Raw genomic sequence first — 18216 nt, 5'->3', positions numbered from 1 at the left:
GCCTTAAAGATAGGAAATACCGTATTCAACAACAAACAGCGCTGCACCAATTGCTCCGCCTACCAAGGTGCCGTTAATTCTCACTTTTTGCAGATCTTTACCAATATTCAACTCAATCTGCTCAGCCATTTGCTCGTCGTCCCATGCTAATATAGTCTTGCGAATATGATCGGTAAGAAAGTCCGCCATGGCCGGAGCACTATAACGAGCAGCATCGGAAATATGCGAATTTACCGCTGTTGCCAACGCCTCATCACGCTCAACTGTTCGCCCTACTTCCTCCAAGGCATGAGCAATTTTGCCGCTCAACTTACCATTTTTTTTAGCCACATCATTCACCAACCAAGTTCTCATATCCTGCCATACCATCAGTAAATAGTGTTGCAGTTTTTCATTTTCTAAAAGCTGCTCTCGCAATTGAACCAGTTTTGCTTCCACGTCAGGATCATTTTCCATGTTAGCGATAAAGTTATGTAAATACGTGTCAAAGCTTTTTCTGATCGGGTGACATTTATCATGGGCAATGTCTAAGAGCATGCCCACCAATGCTTTGGAAGCAATGCGGGCCCCCTGTTCGCTAATCCAGCCTGTGGGTAGTACCAACTCAATTCGTCGATATTCCAGTTTCAGCCACTCGTGCAGTTTTTCAGCAATTAGCGCTTCACTGGCAGGGCGTTCAGCCAATTCTGCCACCTTGAGCAGAACCTGATCAAGCACATCCTGATGCCGCTGTTCGCCGGTCAACACACGTAGGGTCCCTGCGGCAACCGGCGCCATGTCTACTTTCCTAAACGCCCGTTTCACGCCGGTAACCAGAAGTTTTTGTACTGGCTTATCGTCAAGTATATTCACCACACCGCCCAGCATCCCAGTAATAAATTGAGACGCCCGTTGGCTATTTCGCGGTACCAGCAGCCATTTCGCCACCCCCTGTGCAGGTTGACTCGTTCGTATGAGACGATCGATTGCGGCGTCATTAAAGAATTTTTCTTTCACGAAGCCGGATAAATTGGTCGCTACCGCTTTTTTATTTCGGGCCACAATGTTGGTATGCGGTATTGGCCAGCGAGCGGGAATGGGTTTAAACAGCGCGGTAACGGCAAACCAGTCAGCCAGGCCACCGATGAGAGCAGCTTCTGACGCCATTTTAAGCATACCTGCCCACACTGGCCATGGCGACAACCACTGTTTGGCTTGCGTCACGGTGAGAAATACAAACAATAGCGCTGCACCTACTAGCCAAGCGGTGGCAATACGTTTAGCTCGGGCGAGCTGTCGCGTTTTGTCCCTGTACATGGGTTTCCCGAATAACGTTACGATAGAAAAGATATGGTGGCGCTCGAAAAAAGTACAAGCGCTTCCATGCGCTTCCCAATATAGCTAGTCCCAATCGGGAGCAAAGTCAGGGTTTACAATACGCTCGCCGTTATCGAGTTCGTCAATACGAACGATGTCTTCACCAGTGAGGTTTACTGAAGTATAACTAATATTGTCTTTGAGGTGCGATTTGTCAGTAGATGATGGAATAGCATGAACGCCCTTGTACTCCAACCACGCCAAGACCACCTGGGCAGGAGTCGCTCGATACTGTTTTGCAATGGCAATCAATGTCTCATCCTTCATAACCTTGCCTACCGCAAAGGGCATATAAGCAGTTACAGAAATCCCTCTTTCCTTGCAATGTTCTACTACCTGTCGGTTTTGCATAAACGGATGTAATTCAATTTGGTTCGTCAGTATTTCTCCTTTACCAAGAATTGACTCAGCTTCATCAATTTGCGCCATAGTAAAATTAGACACGCCAATATGACGAGTGAGTCCGTCCTGTTTTACTTGCTTGAGCAATGAGAGGTAATTAGACATGGGTATATTGTCTTTGGGCGAGGGCCAGTGGATAAGCAATAAGTCGACATAGGCCAATTTTAACTTGCTTAAACTTTCATGTACTGAGGGAATAAAAGTCCCCTGTTCCAGATTTTCATGCCACACTTTGGTGGTCACAAAAAGCGTCTCCCGCGCCACCCCGCTAGTTTGAATAGCATCACCTATCTGCTCTTCATTCCCGTAAAACTGAGCGGTATCAATATGGCGAAACCCCACGTCGAGCGCATCTATTATCGTTCGTCTCGCCACGTCATCCTCGAGTCTGAATGTACCTACGCCAAGCTGCGGCATGGATTGCATTGTTGCCTCCTTGTTAATTGAAAATACGGGTTTACCCGCTGGATATTCCATGGCTACGGGAAAAAGTAAATTTGAGTTTACTTCTACTGTTCCCCCTCCGGGAAGAAAACACTAATAAACTTTAAATATCAGCCAGATAAACCATTTCAATAAATTTCAACAACTATTAGGTATAATTTTCAATACAATTATTTATTGGCAATGACGGAATGTTTTACCTGTGATTGATAAGATCTGATGAGCGTCTTATTATAGGAAATTGAGGGCAGAACCATGGGTTTAAAGAAGGCGTTACTTTGCCTCGCACTGACGTTTTTTTCTTCTATTATCAGTGCAAAGGACACCTTTTATATCGGCGTGGAAGCAGAACAAAACACACAAGTTCAGCCGGTGAACGGTCACTACTATCACCCGGTTGTGGAAGCTGTATTGCAAGCATTCGCTGTAAAAGAAGACATTCGTATCAAGTTTGTTTCTCTTCCCAACGATCGATTTAGCCAGTGGTTTAATGAAAACACCATCGATTTTCGCTTTCCCGACCATCCCAGATGGAGCGCTGCAGACCAAACCTTATTTTACAGTCAACCGGTAGTTAACATATGTGAAGTCGTGAGATTCATGCCACAAAACAGCTGGATGAGAATGCCTGACGTGAAGCGATTAGGCACCCTTGAAAATGTGCCTTTGCACTCTGACTGGAAAAAGCAAGAGCGCAAGGGTTTTACCCAGGTGCTGACATACAACAGTGAGAAAGCCTTGATAGATGCAGTGGTAAGCGGAAAAATTGATGCGGTTCTTGGAGCGAAAGAGCAAATAGAATCAGGTCTTAGAAGCTTAGGCGAACCCGAGGATACCCTTGCGCCTTCTGAATATCTCACTGACAAAAAAAGCAGTTTGCGCATTTCCAGCACTCAGTACCCTGCTATGTTGGAAAAACTCGATATGTTTATCAATAGCCATCAGGGTCTGATTACACAGGTGGCGCGCAGACACAACATCGACAACGCCAGAACCTGTGGACGTCGAACAGTAAAAAATCAGTCCGAGCTGGCCGACTGATTTTTCTGATGGTTTTGCTTAGCACGATGCTTTTTCACTGACCGTCGCATACGAGTAAGTCGCGCGTGATCAAGTTTTCCTTGCTTCACATCTACAAGCGACTGTGTTTCATTGGACAGACGTACCAGGCTGCGTAATTTGTTCACATCTTCCAAGCCTAATTCAACCCAAGCGCCCTGTGGCAGGCGTTTTTGCAATTCAACAGGCCCGTAACGCACTCGCATCAATCGGCTAACCTGCACATCTTGGGACTCCCAAAGACGACGCACTTCACGGTTTTTACCCTCAGCTAAAGTCACGTTATACCAACGGTTCATACTTTCGTCATCGCTAACAGATTTAGCCCGTGGTTTAATCTCAAGAAACTTCGCCAAACCATCTTCAAGCTCTACCCCAGCTTTCAATTTGCTGATGGTTTTACCCGATACTTCACCAAATACCCGTGCAGCATACTCTCGCTCAACTTCACACCGCGGATGCATCAGGCGATTTGCCAATTCACCATCATTGGTAAATAACAGCAATCCACTGGTGTTAATATCCAGGCGACCAACGGCAATCCAGCGACCGACCTTAATAACAGGCAAGCGCTCAAACACCGTCGGTCTGCCTTCCGGATCGTGTCGGCTACACAATTCACCTTCAGGTTTATTGTACATCAATACGCGACAAACCGGCTGCTCTGTCTGCCGCGACAGCAAATGTCCATCAACGCGGATTTGTGCCGACAGCTCCACCCGGTCCCCTAGTGTGGCGGTTTTGCCATCAACGGAAACACGGCCCGCTTCGATCCAACGTTCCATTTCACGTCGTGACCCTAATCCCTGGTTAGCCAGGACTTTTTGCAACTTTTCACTCATTTTCTTCTCGCTTTTGTTCAGCGGTTTCAATCGCACGGTCATCTTCAGACGGTGCATCCAGTGTAGCCGTCGCAGGCGGCTGTGTTTGGTCGTCCAGTGCTTCAAATACATCAGAACTGGGAAGATCGGCCAACGATTTTAACGAAAAATAGTCTAAAAACTGGCGGGTTGTCGCATACAGTGCTGGCCTGCCCGGCACCTCTTTGTGTCCAACCACTTTGATCCAGTTTCTTTCGGTGAGCGTTCGCACAATATTACTGCTGACAGCAACCCCCCGTACGGCTTCTATTTCTCCCCGGGTAATAGGCTGCCGATAGGCGATAAGTGCCAGGGTTTCCAACATGGCTCGAGAATAACGCGGTGCACTCTCCTGCCACATCTTGCTCAGCCAAGGACTCAAACTGTCTAAAGACTGAAAGCGATATCCGCTGGCTACTTCAACCAGTTGAATCCCTCTGGGCTGATAATCCAGCATCAGGGTTTTCAATACATCGTTGAGCGCCCTTTCACTAACCTGAAAATCTGACAACACCGTCTCTTTGAGTGTCACCTTAGACACGGGCGAATCGGCAACAAACAAAGCTGCTTCGACTAACTGCTTAAGCTGTTCTTTATTGATTTTCTTCATGCTGGCCCAATTTTACATGAATTCTTGAATAAGGTCCTGCCTGAACGCACAACAAGAGTTGCTCTTTTACTAATTCGAGAATAGCCAGAAACGATACCACTACACCACCGCGCCCTTCCTCTGGCGTAAACAGTGCATCAAGTGGCGTATACGTTTGACTGTTTACCATAGATAATATTTGGCTCATCCTTTCCCGGGTACTTAGTACTTCCCGTTCTATCGTGTGATGTTCAAAGGCTGCGGCCCGTTTCATAGCATGGCCAAAGGCCAACACCAATTCCTGTAAGCTGACATCAGGCTCAATCCGAATGGGTGACACACTATCAGCTACATCCGCTTTTACAGCAAAAATATCGCGCTCTAGCCGAGGTTGCTCATCCAGCGATTGCGCTGCCACTTTTACCGCCTCGTATTCCCGCAGACGACGAATCAGTTCAGCTCTGGGGTCTTCCTCGTCGTCATCTTCGTCACTGCGCCTGGGTAACAATAAGCGAGATTTAATTTCTGCCAGAATAGCCGCCATCAGCAAGTACTCGGCCGCCAATTCCAGTTTCAGGCTTTTCATCACCTCAACATATTCCATGTACTGAGCAGTAATATCTGCAACTGGCAGCGCAGTAATATCAAACTTTTGTTTGCGGATGAGGTACAGCAGTAAATCCAGGGGCCCCTCGAAGGTTTCCAGAATAACTTCAAGTGCATCTGGCGGAATATATAAATCCTGAGGTTTTTCAATCAACGCTTCACCGTGGATAAACGCCAAAGGCAACGGCTGCTGTACTGGGTCTGCCGCTGTTAGCTCCGAGGCGTTCTCCACGTCAGTCATAGACATCCTTTGGGCGTTCTAGATAAATGGCGTTGGATCGCCACTGCCTTCTCTAATCACTTCAGCGGTTCCTTCTGAGAAATCGACAATCGTTGTAGGATCTTCGCCTAAATAACCCCCGTGAATAATCAGTCCCACCTGTTTCTCCAATTTGTCACGAATGTCATCAGGATCGGACTCAGCGATGTCGCGACCAGGCAAAATCAACGAGGTAGACATTAAAGGTGCATCAAGCGTTTCCAGAAGTTTCAGCGCAATGATGTTATCCGGCACGCGAATACCAATGGTTTTTCGCTTTGGGTTTTGCAGCCGTCTTGGTACTTCCCGCGTCGCTTTAAACACAAAGGTGTAAGGTCCAGGCGTATTATTCTTGATTAACCTGAACGCAATATTATCGACTTTTGCGTAGAAGGATAACTCTGACATGTCCCGACACATGAGTGTAAAGTTGTGATCTTGTTCTATTTGTCTGATTTGGCAAAGCCGATCGAGTGCACGTTTATCTTCCATTTGACAACCAATGGCATAGCCGGAATCGGTGGGATAAACCACCACTTCCCCCTGTCGAATAAGCTCCGCCGCCTGATTGAGTAATCGCTGTTGAGGATTCTCCGGATGTATGTAAAAAAACTGACTCATACCCTGTTCCTAGTTAATTATTGACACACTGCCCAGTCGTGCCAGATGGGCGTAAGCGACGATGCAATACCCAGGTTTTTTCCCAGCTCTGTCCAGCGGGATGGAAAATGGAAATCTGAACCTGCAGACGCCTTGAGCTGATGTGCCACAGCCAATTCATTGATAAGCGCTTGTTTATCCGGATTAATACCAGGAAAAGCCGTTTCTATGGCATCGCCTCCCAATGCGGTAAATTCTGCAACTAGCCTGCGTAGCCATTTCGCTGTCATGTCGTAATGGGCAGGATGCGCCAGTACTGCCTGCCCACCAGCTTCGTGAATAGTCTCTATTGCAGCAGCCATACCAGGCCAAACGGCCTTGACCATCGCCCGTTTTCCCTTGCCGAGGTACTTTTTAAATGCGTTATCCATACTGCCAACGCCATATTCGTTCACAAGTACACGGGCGAAATGTGCGCGGGTAACCTGCCCTTCTCCGGCCAGACAAAACGCTTTATCAATGATCCCCACAAACCCACATTTCATCAGCTTATCACCAATTTTAAGCGCACGTTCGCGACGTATTGATGTCTGTTCAGCTAAAAACTGCTCAAGACTTGGGTGCTCACACTGAATATTGAGACCGACAACGTGTATATCAAAGCCGTGCCATGCAGTGGAAATCTCAACACCATCGATGATGGTCATCGCCCGTTTCTGCTTCGCTTGGGTGCTATGGGCCTGATGCAGCCCCGCCACCGTATCGTGATCGGTAATGGCCAACACATCCACCTGCATGGTATGGGCTCGGAGCACAAGTTCCTCTGGTGTAAGGTGCCCGTCTGAGTGTTTTGTATGACTGTGTAGATCTATTTTCAATGTCTTATGCAAATTTCCGGTTGACACAACTTCAATTTTGTTTTCTTCTATAGGGCATATTATACGTACTTACCCCTTCGATGCCTATCGAAGAATTTCGAGAGAAGACATGCAAAATCAATCTGCAGTTTCCGTTGTAATCAACGCTGTTTGGTGGTGGCACTCCCAGTAATTTCGGGCGGTGTATGCATGAGTGCGTAAAAGAACACATAAAAGGCCCGTTTAACGGGCCTTTTTTTTTAATCGCAGCGGGAGAGAATGCGACAATGAGTTTAGCAGAACTGGGCACTGAACCAGGCAAAGTGGAAACAATTGAACAACTGGGTACTTATCTACACGACCCTCTGGCTGCATTTACACATCTTTGTGCAGACAAAGCGAATGCGCTATTGCTGGAATCCGCTGAAATCGACAGCAAGGACGATTTGCAAAGTCTGCTGATGGTAGACGCCGCCATGCGTTTAGTGTGTAAGGGCAATCAGGTGATTTGCACAGCACTAACGGCAAATGGTGAGTCTGTACTCCCCCTTATTGCGTCTCATTGTCCGCCAAACACCGACCTCAGCCGAAGCGGTAATACGATTACACTCACCTGTCACCTCACCGATGACAGCCTGGATGAAGACAGCCGTTTAAAAGCCGCCAGTGTGTTCGATGCGCTTCGTTTGCTTGTTCGCGATATAACGCCCATCAGGCAGCATCCTCACGCCGTCTTTTTAGGAGGCGTATTTGCGTATGACTTACTGGCCACCTTTGAAAAGCTCCCCGATGTACCTGACGGAGAAAATGATTGTCCTGACTACGTATTCTATCTGGCTGAAACATTGCTGACGGTCGATCACCAATCCCGTGAAACCCATCTGATAGGCAGTGTGTTTAGCGGTCCTAACGTCGCCCAAAGCTATTTTGATATTGCACAGCGCTTGGAAAACCTGCAGGCTAAGCTTAACGATATTCCCGTGACAGCGCCGCTAGCGACCACCACACAAACTGACACCACAGATATTGATACCGATAAAAGTGACGAGCAATACAAAGAGGACGTGATACATCTGAAGTCTCACATCCTCTCCGGTGATATTTTTCAGGTTGTACCTTCACGCACGTTCTCACTTCCCTGTTCCAACCCTCTCGCAGCCTATGCGCAGTTAAAAATAAGTAATCCCAGTCCGTACATGTTTTATATGCAGGACGCAGACTTCACCATATTTGGTGCCTCTCCGGAATCAGCCATTAAATATGAAACGCAAAGTAATCAGGTTGAAATCTACCCCATTGCTGGCACCCGCCCAAGGGGAAAACGAGCAAATGGCGAAATAGACGCAGATTTAGACAGCCGTATCGAGCTGAATTTGCGCGAAGACAGCAAGGAAAAAGCCGAGCACATCATGTTGGTAGACTTAGCCCGAAACGACGTAGCTAAAGTCAGTGAACCGGGCACCCGATTCGTGAAGGATTTGCTAAAAGTAGATCGCTATTCCCACGTAATGCACTTGGTTTCCCGGGTCGTCGGCCAACTCAGAAACGATCTCGATGCCCTTCATGCTTATCAGGCCTGTATGAATATGGGTACGTTAGTCGGTGCGCCGAAAGTCAGCGCTGCCAACCTCATTAGGCAAGTCGAGAAAAAACGCCGTGGGAGTTATGGCGGTGCCGTAGGTTACCTCAACAGCCATGGCGACATGGATACCTGCATTGTTATACGTTCCGCCTACGTTAAAAACGGCCGCGCCTATATTCAGGCGGGCGCGGGTGTCGTTTACGATTCAGATCCGCAATCGGAAGCAGATGAAACCCGAGCTAAAGCCCAGGCCGTTATCAATGCTGTTAAACGCTCACTCACGTCAGGAGAATAATATGCGTGACAATATTACTGTTTTTCTCTTAGACAATGTCGATTCCTTTACCTATAACCTGGTAGACGAACTCCGGGCGCTACAGTTGCACATCCTCGTATACAGAAACACTGTAGATGCAGAATTGCTCTACGCACGTATGCAGGATGAAGCCCTAAAAGCACAAGTTCTGCTGTTGCTAAGCCCTGGTCCGGGTGCACCCCACGAGGCGGGCTGTATGCCTGCCCTGCTAAAAAAAGTGCAAGGTGCTTTTCCGGTATTGGGTATTTGTCTTGGCCACCAGGCTATCGTTCATCACTACGGCGGTGTAGTCGACCGTGCAGCAGAGGTTATGCACGGTAAATCGTCTGCCATAACACACAACGGTGAAGCCATGTTTGCGGGTTTACCTCAACCGCTTCACGTGGCGCGCTACCACTCACTGGCAGCAACATCATTGCCACAAGGCCTTAACCCTATCGCCCATTTTGGTGACACCACCATGGCGGTGTATCACGAAAAGGACAGGATGCTTGGTTTTCAATTTCATCCTGAATCCATATTAACCGCAGAGGGTAGTCGCCTTTTGCTGCAAAGTATTCACTATTTAACGAATAAGGAGCCAGCACATGTTTGATGCTTCTCTTTTACTGGAAAAACTTTTTGACAAAAAGCATTTAAGCCAGGCTCAGTCATTTTCCCTGTTCAACAGTATTATGCGTGGAGAACAATCAGAAACACTGCTGGCAACTATTCTGACGGCACTGAAACTCAATGGTGAATCGCCGAACGAAATCGCCGGCGCTGCCAGTGCAATGGTGTCAAATGCGCAGCCATTTCCCACGCCTGACTACGCGTTTGCTGATATAGTGGGTACCGGTGGCGATGGCCACAACACCATTAACATATCCAGTGCTGCCGGCGTAGTTGCAGCCAGTTGTGGTGTAAAAGTCGCTAAACACGGAAATCGAAGTGTAAGCAGTCGTTCCGGTTCAGCAGACTTGTTTCGGGAATTTGGCCTCAAACTCGACATTACCCCTGACGTCGCCAGACAGTGCCTAGACGACGCGAACTTCTGCTTCTTGTTCGCCCCTGTGTATCACGCAGGTATGCGTCATGCCGCTCCCATCCGCCAACTTTTGAAAACCCGAACAATATTTAATATTCTCGGTCCATTAGCCAACCCGGCTGGCCCGACGCATGGTTTGTTCGGCGTATACTCGCCGCACTTACTTGATTCCTACGCGCAAACCCTTATGCTGCTTGGCCAGCACAGAGCCATGATTGTTCATGGTGATGGCTTGGACGAACTGGCGTTACACGGCGAATCACATATCGTGGATTTAGAACACGGCGACCTACGCAAGTTTACCGTCACCGCAGCGGATTTTGGGTTGCCATCCTACCCACTCAGCGCTATTGAAGGCGGTGAGCCTGAAAAAAACCGTGAAATGATAGAAGCCGCCCTGGCTGGAAAAGGCCAAGAAGCGCACCGTGCTGCTATTGCGATGAATTGCGCAGCCCTATTGAAGCTTACCGAAAAAGCTGCATCCTTTAAAGAAGGGACAGAAATGGCGATGGAATCCATGAACCAGGGTAAGCCGCTGGCAACACTGACAAAAGCAGCCATGATCAGCCATCAGGAGAGTAACACCGATGAGTAATGTGTTAGCGAAAATCGTCGCCGACAAACACGTTGAACTGGAAACTAGAATGGCAGAAATGCCGTTGGCTTCTTTTATCGACACCCTGACGCCATCTACCAAGAGCTTGTTTAAGGCGCTACGTGAAGAAAACGCTGGTTTCATTTTCGAGTGTAAAAAAGCCTCGCCATCCAAGGGGTTAATACGTAGTGAGTTCAATCTCGAGGAAATTCTCAACGCCTACGAGCCCTTCGCCGCGGGTATTTCAGTACTCACTGATGAAAAGTATTTTCAAGGCAGCTACGACTACTTAGCGTATGTCACCGCGCGGGTAACTCAACCTGTCCTCAACAAAGACTTCTTTGTAAATGAATATCAGGTTTATCTGGCCAGATACTATCAGGCCGACGCTATTTTATTGATGCTTAGTGTGCTGAATGACGAGCAATACCGAACCCTGTCTGCCCTTGCCGATACCCTTTCTCTTGACGTACTTACCGAAGTGAGTAACGAAGATGAGATGCACCGTGCCATTGCCCTTAATGCTAAAATTATCGGTATAAACAACCGAAATCTGCGTGATTTGTCCACCGATTTGGCAACCACGGAACAATTGGTGCCTCTGCTTGCCAATGCCACCCACGATTTTGTGGTTATTTCTGAGTCAGGCATATACACCCACCGCGATGTACGTCGTCTGGCTCCCCTGTGTCAGGGGTTCTTAGTTGGCAGTGCACTGATGGCACAAACCGATCTCAAGGCTGCGGTAAAGGGCCTGGTTTACGGCGACATCAAAGTATGTGGCTTAACCAGAAAAGAAGACGCTGAAACCGCTTTTTCCCATGGAGCCAACTACGGCGGGTTAATCTTTGCAGAACAATCAAAACGCTGTATTTCCGTAGCCTCGGCAAGAACCATTGTCGAGGCGGTCCCTGGACGTTATGTGGGCGTATTTGTGAATCAAGCTACTGATGTAGTCGCTGATATAGCAAACGACCTGTCCTTACACGCTGTTCAGCTTCACGGTGACGAAGACGACACTTATCGTCAGATTTTACGTCAGCAATTGCCCCCGGCATGCGAAATTTGGCAAGCTCTTGGGGTTTCTACAACATTGCCAGATATCCTGGACCACTGTTTGGAAGACGATCACGTGAACCGGGTTTTACTTGATTGCCAAGTAGGCAAGGACAAAGGCGGCACTGGCCAAACCTTCAACTGGCGCATGCTCGATGACGTGAAACACAAAGAAAAACTTATCATCGCCGGAGGCATTAGTGCAGACAACCTGGTAGCAGCGCTTAACACCGGCGCCGGTACTATCGACGTGAACTCCGGTGTGGAAGACTCACCCGGTCAGAAATCGGCTGAAAAGCTGGCAGCACTGTTTGCCATAGCGCGACATTACTAATTAAACAACACAGGATCATTCATGAACCAACTCGATTCAAAATTTGGGGATTTCGGTGGCATGTATGTGCCGGAATTATTGATCCCAGCATTAGATCAACTCGAACAGGAATTTATCAAAGCCAAAGACGATCCTGCCTTTCAGAAAGAATTTACCGATTTACTCAAAGACTACGCGGGGCGGCCGACTGCCATGACACTCACCCGTAATCTGGTGAGTAACCCGAAGGTAAAGTTGTATCTGAAACGGGAAGACTTGCTCCATGGCGGTGCCCATAAAACCAATCAGGTACTGGGCCAGGCACTGCTTACAAAGCGCATGGGCAAAACGGAAGTCATAGCGGAAACCGGCGCAGGCCAACACGGTACAGCTACAGCGCTGGCATGTGCACTGCTCGGACTAAAAGCGCGAATTTATATGGGTGCTAAAGACGTAGAGCGCCAGGCGCCAAACGTCTTTAGAATGCGTCTGATGGGCGCAGAAGTGATCCCCGTGAACGCAGGCTCCGGCACATTAAAAGATGCGGTAAACGAAGCATTGCGCGACTGGTCTGCAAACTATGACAAGGCACACTATCTGTTGGGTACAGCCGCCGGCCCCCATCCCTTCCCCCATATTGTACGAGAGTTTCACCGCATGATCGGCGAAGAAACAAAAGCACAAATTCTGGAGAAAGAAGGCCGGTTACCTGATGCTGTGGTGGCATGTGTAGGTGGAGGCTCAAACGCCATTGGTATGTTTGCCGACTTTATCGATGACCCGTCTGTTAAGCTCATTGGCGTAGAACCTGCGGGCAAAGGGCTACACACCAAAGAGCACGGTGCCACTATCTGCACCGGCTCAAAAGGAATTCTACACGGCGCCTACACCTACATCATGCAAGACAAAGAAGGACAAATTGAAGAGAGTTACTCTGTGTCTGCCGGTCTTGATTATCCCGCCGTTGGGCCTCAGCACGCACATCTGGCCGACATCGGCCGGGCTGAATATGTAGCAGTCACTGACGATGAAGCCTTAAACGCTTTCCAGCTTCTGGCCAGAAAGGAAGGAATTATTCCCGCCCTCGAATCATCTCATGCGCTGGCTCATGCGTTGAACATGGCCGATGAAGCAGAGGACGACACTATTATCGTGGTCAACCTGTCCGGCCGCGGCGATAAAGATCTTGCGCACGTTATCAACATTTTGGGAGAAGATTTCAATGGATCGCTATAGTGCTATGTTCCAACGCCTGAATGAGACAAACCAAGGCGCCTTTGTTCCTTTCGTCATGGTGGGCGACCCGGATATTGAGACTTCAGAAAAAGTCATTTGTCAGTTGATTGAAAGCGGCGCAGATGCACTGGAGCTCGGTATTCCGTACAGTGACCCTATCGCCGACGGGCCAACCATTCAAGCCGCCAGTATTCGCGCATTAAAAAGCAATGTTACTCCGGATGCGTGCTTTGGTTTACTTAGCCGGGTACGGGAAAAATATCCCGACGTGCCTATTGGCCTTTTGCTTTACAGCAACCTGGTGATGGCCAGAGGCATTAGCGAATTTTACGCTCGGGCGAAAGCAGCAGGGGTAGACTCAATTTTAGTCGCCGACGTCCCTTTGCGCGAAGCCAAACCGTTTATCAAGGCTGCAAACGCCTCCGACGTTGCGCAAATTCTTATTGCGCCACCAAATGCAACTGAAGAAACCTTGCGTGAAATAGGCAAGCACTCCGCCGGTTACACATACCTGCTTGGCCGCGCTGGAGTAACGGGGGTAGAAACGGCAGCAGATATCCCCGCTGACACGCTAATTAGTCAGCTCAACGCCTATCAATGTGCGCCTCCGCTACTCGGCTTTGGTATTTCTTCACCGGCACAAGTGCAAACTGCCATTAAAGCCGGTGCAGCGGGAGCCATCAGCGGATCAGCCACGGTAAACATTATTGCGCAGCACCTTAATAATGTACCCGCCATGCTGGCGAAGTTGGATGAGTTCGTTGGTAACATGAAAGCCGCAACGCAAAAGGAAGGTTAATGATGTATTACATGATTTGTGCAACGGATACCCCAAACAGCCTGGAAAAAAGACTGTCTGCACGCCCAGCACATTTGGCGCGGCTAAATGCGTTAAAAGACGAAGGGCGTTTACTTGTGGCAGGCCCCTTCCCCGCCATTGATAGCGAAGATCCAGGCCCGGCCGGTTTTACCGGTTCTCTGGTGGTGGCAGAATTTGATTCACTCGAAGCTGCACAACACTGGGCCGATGCCGACCCATACATAGAAGCCGGTGTGTATGAAACGGTAGTGGTAAAACCGTATAAGAAAGTCCTTCCCTAACTTGCTTTTCCCATTGGCTTTGAGCAGCAGACGTACACAGCTCGAAGCCAAATTAGGAACCCTGACCACTCTCGCAGCTAAATAAAGGAAATAATTCGCCTTGCAAAGTAAAACGAATCATTTATCTTGTTACGTTACTAGTGGCAGGGAGCGATAGTATGAATAAAGTTTTAACGATGTTTTTAATAGTTTTAGCTTTTGCAATCGGATATCTGACAGGAAGTCATCAGGCAACAAATCAAACAGCTCACAATTTAAAATCCAATTCGTCTACCCAACGAACGCCGTCGAACATTGACATTGAGTTAGTCCGTAAAAACCCAGCTAATAGTGGGCAGCGTACTAATCATCCATCAAGTACTGTTTCATCTGATCCCCGCCCATCTAACAAGGAAGACAGGGTCGCAGTTTTAGGCGAAAAACCAGAAACCAAAAAAGAAGTACCTTATGGTGAAAAAACAGACGTTCCCTCTGACTCATTGCAAGACAAACGCAGGGACTTTCCTCTCGCTCAGCGCGAATTAGAAGAATGGCAAGATAGACATAAAGAAGAACTGAAGTCTCGCATGGAAGAAGTCCTGGGTGATTATGCCGATTTAATGTTTGACAAAATAGTATCGGAAAGTCCACTGCTAAACGAAGCTAGCGCTGAAAATTCCCTTGAAGATGATCTCGCGTGGCGCTATCAAGCCGAACAAGTGCTTACTGATTTTATCTTAAACAACACAAATGATTCTTCAGTAGAATTATTACAGGTCACTTGTATTCAAAAAAAATGCGAAATTACGATGACAGGGAATAACCAGCAGTCTGCTACCAATCTATATATGCAAATAACAGCGCAAAAGCCATTTGGATTAAAAGCTGCTTCAACACCAACTCTTTATATACAGGACGACAAAAGCTATTGGCTCTATTTAGCTTTATTTTTTAATTAACAAGCATTTAATTCTGACTATTACCTATGCCTCCCTTGGTAAACTCCTGCTACACATTCTCCTGCAATTACAAAATCCTTATTAATTCGTTAGATATTCTACAAGCATTTCCTCCCTGACTTTCCATACTGGTGCTGTTTGATAAGGATTATACCAACACCACTACAAATTTTACTTGACCCGCTGTCGCTAACATTACTGTGCATTTATGCTGCGCTCATCGCGATTGACCTATATCTTCCTGCTTTATTTTTGGCACCGGGCAATACAAACGTTTACTCCCTTGTGGCTCATGTTTAATCACAGTGCTGAACGCGCAGACACGTACGGAGTGGTCTATTTAGGCCCATTAGATATGATTGCCTTTACGTTTTTGCGAAGTTTTGTACTTGTCATCGTAGCAGGTGTTGCTGCAGAGGCTGCCACAATTTATAAGCCTCTATGTCTCTCCCCATATTTCAACACTTAAACGTTAAAGCTCCATAGACTTTGCACCGGAGGTAGGGCTGCACAACGATACCTCAACTCGGATAATCGAGATGATAACCGGTCGCGATGTATCAAGGCCCCCTGCCCCTTTTTGATAAAAAAATAGGAAATGTGCCTCGTTAATCCCTATTTAATCGTGGTTCAGCCAATGTTCATTTCAGTTGACTATGCTAGGATAACGCTTGTGTGTATTCACGCTAAAGTCACCTGAAGAGCATTGAAACGAATCTGTATGAAACTGTTAAAGCCACTGTGTGTAATATTGCTAACGTTGGGATTTTTCTCCCAGGGTGCAATGGCGCGTCAGGATCGCAATGCCCAACCTTTAGACAGAACCCAGGCAGCAGCGCGGGCCCAACAGCATACCAAAGGTCGGGTGCTGCGTATTGAGCAAACTAATACAAAATTTCGGGTAAAAGTGCTGAAAAAAAATGGCCGGGTTGTAATGCTAGACGTAGACCGACAAACCGGTCAGGTACAACCAACAACTAACAGGGACAATCAACATTAATGCGTATTCTTATAGCAGAAGATGACAGCAGGCTGCTGACGCAGTTAGATACGTTTTTACAACAACACGGGTACAGTGTTGATTTGGCAGACAACGGTGAAAACGCGTTATTCCAACTGCAGGAATACAGTTACGATGCCGCTATCGTGGATATTGGTTTGCCTTTGCTTGACGGCTTCGACGTTATACGAAAAGCGCGACAGAACGACATTCGCACACCGGTACTCATTCTCACTGCACGGGATCGATGGCAGGAAAAAGTTGAAGGCCTGGATGCTGGTGCCGATGACTACTTAACTAAACCATTTCACAACGAAGAGCTTTTGGCCAGAATCAAGGCTCTTATTCGACGGGCATCCGGTCAGGCGAACCCGACTATTCAGTTTGGGCCTATCAGCTTAGATACGGTTTCAGAAGAAATATTGTTACACGGCAGCCCCATGGAATTGACCGCGTACGAATACAAAGTCATGGAATACCTGATGCTCAACCCGCAAAAGGTGGTATCAAAAACAGAACTTACAGAGCACATCTACGATCAGGATTTCGACCTCGACAGTAACGTCATTGAGGTATTTGTTGGTCGACTTAGAAAAAAGCTGGACCCGGAGGGTAATCTCAAACCCATTGAAACCCTGCGCGGGCGAGGTTACCGGCTAAACCGCAATTTATGAAAAACCTGTCGCTAAAACTTCGAAGTTTACTGGTTGCGTTTATCGCGCTGGCACTTTTTATTCCTTTTAGCGTTTTCACTCTCGACAAAGCCTTTACCGAAAGCCTGACACAGGCTAAACACAACGAACTCAAACTGATGAACCTGGCGCTGGTATCAGCTTTCGAACTGGATGGCGACGTACCCTACATGCCGGAATTACTTTATGAAGAGCAGCTTAACCTTCCCGATTCCGGTTATATTGGATTAATCGTGTTCAGAGGCGAAATTGTGTGGAAATCGGCCTCTGCACTTCACAATACGATAAATCAGCCCCCCGCACCAGCAACTGTCGGAGAAGAGCGCTTTTTACTTACTGAAGAGGGAAGTATAGAACGGCTTTCAAGTTATTTTACCTACGCGTTTACCGCTGAATTTGCCTCGGAACGTGATTTTGAGCCCGTGCATTTTTACATTATCAATGACAAAACCGAGTTTAATCTTGAACGTGAAGCCTATCTGCATACGTTATGGCAGTGGCTGGCCATGTTGGCCGTAGGCCTGCTGATCTTACTTCTGGTAGGTATCAACGTGGTTCTCAATCCTGTGAGACAACTAATCAGTGAAATTAGCCGCACCGCCAATGGCCGGCAACCACACCTCAGCCAACGTTATCCGGTAGAATTTATTCCTTTAAAAAACAGTATTAATCGCTTGATTGACGTGGAAGCTGAACAACGCAGTCGCTACAAAAACAGTTTAGGCGATCTTGCCCACTCTCTTAAAACTCCTCTTGCCGTAGCAATGGGCTCACCGGCACTGCCCGATGAAACCTCGGAAGCACTTCAGCAAATAGACAATATAATCCGGCGGCAACTAAAACGATCCGCAGCGGCCAAATCCGGATGGCAGGCAAAGGTAGATGTAGAGCCTCTCGGCAAGAAACTGATCAGCGCCATGAAAAAGGTCCACCGGGAGCGAAACCTTCAGTTTGCCTTGGAAGTACTCGATACATGTGAGCTCCGCGGCGATGAAACAGACCTGATGGAAATGCTGGGAAACCTGCTGGACAATGCGTGCAAAGCCGCGAACGGCATCGTACAGCTAACGCTGAAACAAGAAGGGGAATGGCATCAAATTATCGTAGAGGATGACGGCCCCGGTATTCCCCATGCACAAAAATCTGTGCTACTTGAACGGGGAAAACGGCTGGATACCTATATCGAAGGTCAGGGGATCGGCATGGCAGTCGTATCTGATTTAGTTGCTATTTATGAAGGCCGGCTAGAAATTGAAAACAGCCCACTCGGCGGCGCAAAAGTCATATTGTCCTTTCCAGTAACCCAGTGAATTTAAACTCATTCAGCA

The 18216-nt window shown here is 47.7% G+C and carries 19 protein-coding genes; 12 read left to right on the top strand and 7 right to left on the bottom strand.

What is annotated here, in order from left to right:
- Positions 1–3 precede the first annotated feature (3 nt).
- Together KO518_RS11990 and dkgB are read right to left on the bottom strand one after the other, a co-directional pair.
- Positions 4–1296, bottom strand: a complete 1293-nt coding sequence (locus KO518_RS11990) for a DUF445 domain-containing protein (protein ID WP_216026055.1) — start codon at positions 1294–1296, stop codon at positions 4–6.
- A gap of 84 nt (positions 1297–1380) precedes the next feature.
- Complete coding sequence (dkgB, locus tag KO518_RS11985) at positions 1381–2184, bottom strand: 2,5-didehydrogluconate reductase DkgB (protein ID WP_216026054.1); 804 nt, start codon at positions 2182–2184, stop codon at positions 1381–1383.
- Between the two features lie 273 nt (positions 2185–2457).
- On the opposite strand from dkgB, the gene KO518_RS11980 reads away from it, so the two are divergent.
- Positions 2458–3243: a transporter substrate-binding domain-containing protein gene (locus KO518_RS11980; protein WP_216026053.1), complete on the top strand. Its 786-nt coding sequence runs from the start codon at positions 2458–2460 to the stop codon at positions 3241–3243.
- On the opposite strand, the gene rluB is transcribed toward KO518_RS11980, so the two are convergent.
- From rluB to KO518_RS11955, 5 genes are read right to left on the bottom strand one after another with little or no spacing between them, the layout of a single operon-like run.
- A complete protein-coding gene (rluB, locus tag KO518_RS11975; protein ID WP_216026052.1) occupies positions 3222–4103 on the bottom strand; it encodes a 23S rRNA pseudouridine(2605) synthase RluB in 882 nt (293 codons plus the stop codon). The two genes, KO518_RS11980 and rluB, sit on opposite strands and share 22 nt — an antisense overlap.
- Positions 4096–4731 carry an SMC-Scp complex subunit ScpB gene (gene scpB / locus KO518_RS11970; protein ID WP_216026051.1) on the bottom strand — a complete coding sequence of 212 codons (636 nt, stop codon included), beginning with the start codon at positions 4729–4731 and terminating at the stop codon, positions 4096–4098. Before scpB ends, rluB begins: the two co-directional genes overlap by 8 nt.
- Positions 4715–5563 (bottom strand): ScpA family protein, encoded by an 849-nt coding sequence (locus tag KO518_RS11965; RefSeq protein ID WP_216026050.1) that lies wholly within the window; start codon positions 5561–5563, stop codon positions 4715–4717. The genes scpB and KO518_RS11965 overlap by 17 nt, the downstream gene beginning before the upstream one ends.
- Before the next feature lie 12 nt (positions 5564–5575).
- A complete protein-coding gene (locus KO518_RS11960) occupies positions 5576–6196 on the bottom strand; it encodes an L-threonylcarbamoyladenylate synthase (RefSeq protein ID WP_216026049.1) in 621 nt (206 codons plus the stop codon).
- 17 nt (positions 6197–6213) lie between these two features.
- Complete coding sequence (locus tag KO518_RS11955) at positions 6214–7053, bottom strand: PHP domain-containing protein (protein WP_216026048.1); 840 nt, start codon at positions 7051–7053, stop codon at positions 6214–6216.
- A 266-nt stretch (positions 7054–7319) separates the two neighbouring features.
- On the opposite strand from KO518_RS11955, the gene KO518_RS11950 reads away from it, so the two are divergent.
- The 11 genes from KO518_RS11950 to KO518_RS11900 all read left to right on the top strand — a co-directional run bounded on the left by KO518_RS11950 (position 7320) and on the right by KO518_RS11900 (position 18198).
- Positions 7320–8909, top strand: coding sequence for an anthranilate synthase component 1 (locus tag KO518_RS11950; RefSeq protein ID WP_216026047.1), 1590 nt, complete (start codon positions 7320–7322; stop codon positions 8907–8909).
- 1 nt (position 8910) lies between these two features.
- Complete coding sequence (locus KO518_RS11945; RefSeq protein WP_216026046.1) at positions 8911–9525, top strand: aminodeoxychorismate/anthranilate synthase component II; 615 nt, start codon at positions 8911–8913, stop codon at positions 9523–9525.
- Positions 9518–10552 carry an anthranilate phosphoribosyltransferase gene (gene trpD, locus KO518_RS11940; RefSeq protein ID WP_216026045.1) on the top strand — a complete coding sequence of 345 codons (1035 nt, stop codon included), beginning with the start codon at positions 9518–9520 and terminating at the stop codon, positions 10550–10552. The genes KO518_RS11945 and trpD overlap by 8 nt, the downstream gene beginning before the upstream one ends.
- Positions 10545–11942, top strand: a complete 1398-nt coding sequence (gene trpCF, locus KO518_RS11935) for a bifunctional indole-3-glycerol-phosphate synthase TrpC/phosphoribosylanthranilate isomerase TrpF (protein WP_216026044.1) — start codon at positions 10545–10547, stop codon at positions 11940–11942. Before trpD ends, trpCF begins: the two co-directional genes overlap by 8 nt.
- A 21-nt stretch (positions 11943–11963) precedes the next feature.
- Positions 11964–13157 carry a tryptophan synthase subunit beta gene (gene trpB, locus KO518_RS11930; RefSeq protein WP_216026043.1) on the top strand — a complete coding sequence of 398 codons (1194 nt, stop codon included), beginning with the start codon at positions 11964–11966 and terminating at the stop codon, positions 13155–13157.
- Entirely contained in the window at positions 13144–13956 is an 813-nt protein-coding gene (gene trpA, locus KO518_RS11925) for a tryptophan synthase subunit alpha (RefSeq protein WP_216026042.1), read from the top strand. The genes trpB and trpA overlap by 14 nt, the downstream gene beginning before the upstream one ends.
- 2 nt (positions 13957–13958) lie before the next feature.
- Entirely contained in the window at positions 13959–14258 is a 300-nt protein-coding gene (locus tag KO518_RS11920; RefSeq protein WP_216026888.1) for a YciI family protein, read from the top strand.
- A 158-nt stretch (positions 14259–14416) separates the two neighbouring features.
- Positions 14417–15196 (top strand): hypothetical protein, encoded by a 780-nt coding sequence (locus KO518_RS11915; RefSeq protein WP_216026041.1) that lies wholly within the window; start codon positions 14417–14419, stop codon positions 15194–15196.
- Positions 15197–15917: 721 nt separating this feature from the next.
- On the top strand, positions 15918–16196 hold the full coding sequence (locus KO518_RS11910; protein ID WP_216026040.1) for a PepSY domain-containing protein: 279 nt from the start codon (positions 15918–15920) through the stop codon (positions 16194–16196).
- Positions 16196–16870, top strand: a complete 675-nt coding sequence (locus KO518_RS11905) for a response regulator transcription factor (protein ID WP_216026039.1) — start codon at positions 16196–16198, stop codon at positions 16868–16870. The genes KO518_RS11910 and KO518_RS11905 overlap by 1 nt, the downstream gene beginning before the upstream one ends.
- On the top strand, positions 16867–18198 hold the full coding sequence (locus tag KO518_RS11900; protein ID WP_216026038.1) for an ATP-binding protein: 1332 nt from the start codon (positions 16867–16869) through the stop codon (positions 18196–18198). Before KO518_RS11905 ends, KO518_RS11900 begins: the two co-directional genes overlap by 4 nt.
- Positions 18199–18216 lie beyond the last annotated feature (18 nt).

This window comes from Aestuariibacter sp. A3R04 (assembly GCF_018860805.1).
Classification (GTDB): domain Bacteria; phylum Pseudomonadota; class Gammaproteobacteria; order Enterobacterales; family Alteromonadaceae; genus Alteromonas.
The sequence above is the reverse complement of the archived record's forward strand: the minus strand, read 5'-3'. Positions and strand labels throughout refer to the sequence as shown.

Coding starts and splice junctions, on each gene's coding strand:
- KO518_RS11990 (WP_216026055.1), bottom strand. CDS start 1,296: ATGTACAGGGACAAAACGCGACAGCTCGCCCGAGCTAAACGTATTGCC.
- dkgB (WP_216026054.1), bottom strand. CDS start 2,184: ATGCAATCCATGCCGCAGCTTGGCGTAGGTACATTCAGACTCGAGGAT.
- KO518_RS11980 (WP_216026053.1), top strand. CDS start 2,458: ATGGGTTTAAAGAAGGCGTTACTTTGCCTCGCACTGACGTTTTTTTCT.
- rluB (WP_216026052.1), bottom strand. CDS start 4,103: ATGAGTGAAAAGTTGCAAAAAGTCCTGGCTAACCAGGGATTAGGGTCA.
- scpB (WP_216026051.1), bottom strand. CDS start 4,731: ATGAAGAAAATCAATAAAGAACAGCTTAAGCAGTTAGTCGAAGCAGCT.
- KO518_RS11965 (WP_216026050.1), bottom strand. CDS start 5,563: ATGTCTATGACTGACGTGGAGAACGCCTCGGAGCTAACAGCGGCAGAC.
- KO518_RS11960 (WP_216026049.1), bottom strand. CDS start 6,196: ATGAGTCAGTTTTTTTACATACATCCGGAGAATCCTCAACAGCGATTA.
- KO518_RS11950 (WP_216026047.1), top strand. CDS start 7,320: ATGAGTTTAGCAGAACTGGGCACTGAACCAGGCAAAGTGGAAACAATT.
- KO518_RS11945 (WP_216026046.1), top strand. CDS start 8,911: ATGCGTGACAATATTACTGTTTTTCTCTTAGACAATGTCGATTCCTTT.
- trpD (WP_216026045.1), top strand. CDS start 9,518: ATGTTTGATGCTTCTCTTTTACTGGAAAAACTTTTTGACAAAAAGCAT.
- trpCF (WP_216026044.1), top strand. CDS start 10,545: ATGAGTAATGTGTTAGCGAAAATCGTCGCCGACAAACACGTTGAACTG.
- trpB (WP_216026043.1), top strand. CDS start 11,964: ATGAACCAACTCGATTCAAAATTTGGGGATTTCGGTGGCATGTATGTG.
- trpA (WP_216026042.1), top strand. CDS start 13,144: ATGGATCGCTATAGTGCTATGTTCCAACGCCTGAATGAGACAAACCAA.
- KO518_RS11920 (WP_216026888.1), top strand. CDS start 13,959: ATGTATTACATGATTTGTGCAACGGATACCCCAAACAGCCTGGAAAAA.
- KO518_RS11915 (WP_216026041.1), top strand. CDS start 14,417: ATGAATAAAGTTTTAACGATGTTTTTAATAGTTTTAGCTTTTGCAATC.
- KO518_RS11910 (WP_216026040.1), top strand. CDS start 15,918: ATGAAACTGTTAAAGCCACTGTGTGTAATATTGCTAACGTTGGGATTT.
- KO518_RS11905 (WP_216026039.1), top strand. CDS start 16,196: ATGCGTATTCTTATAGCAGAAGATGACAGCAGGCTGCTGACGCAGTTA.
- KO518_RS11900 (WP_216026038.1), top strand. CDS start 16,867: ATGAAAAACCTGTCGCTAAAACTTCGAAGTTTACTGGTTGCGTTTATC.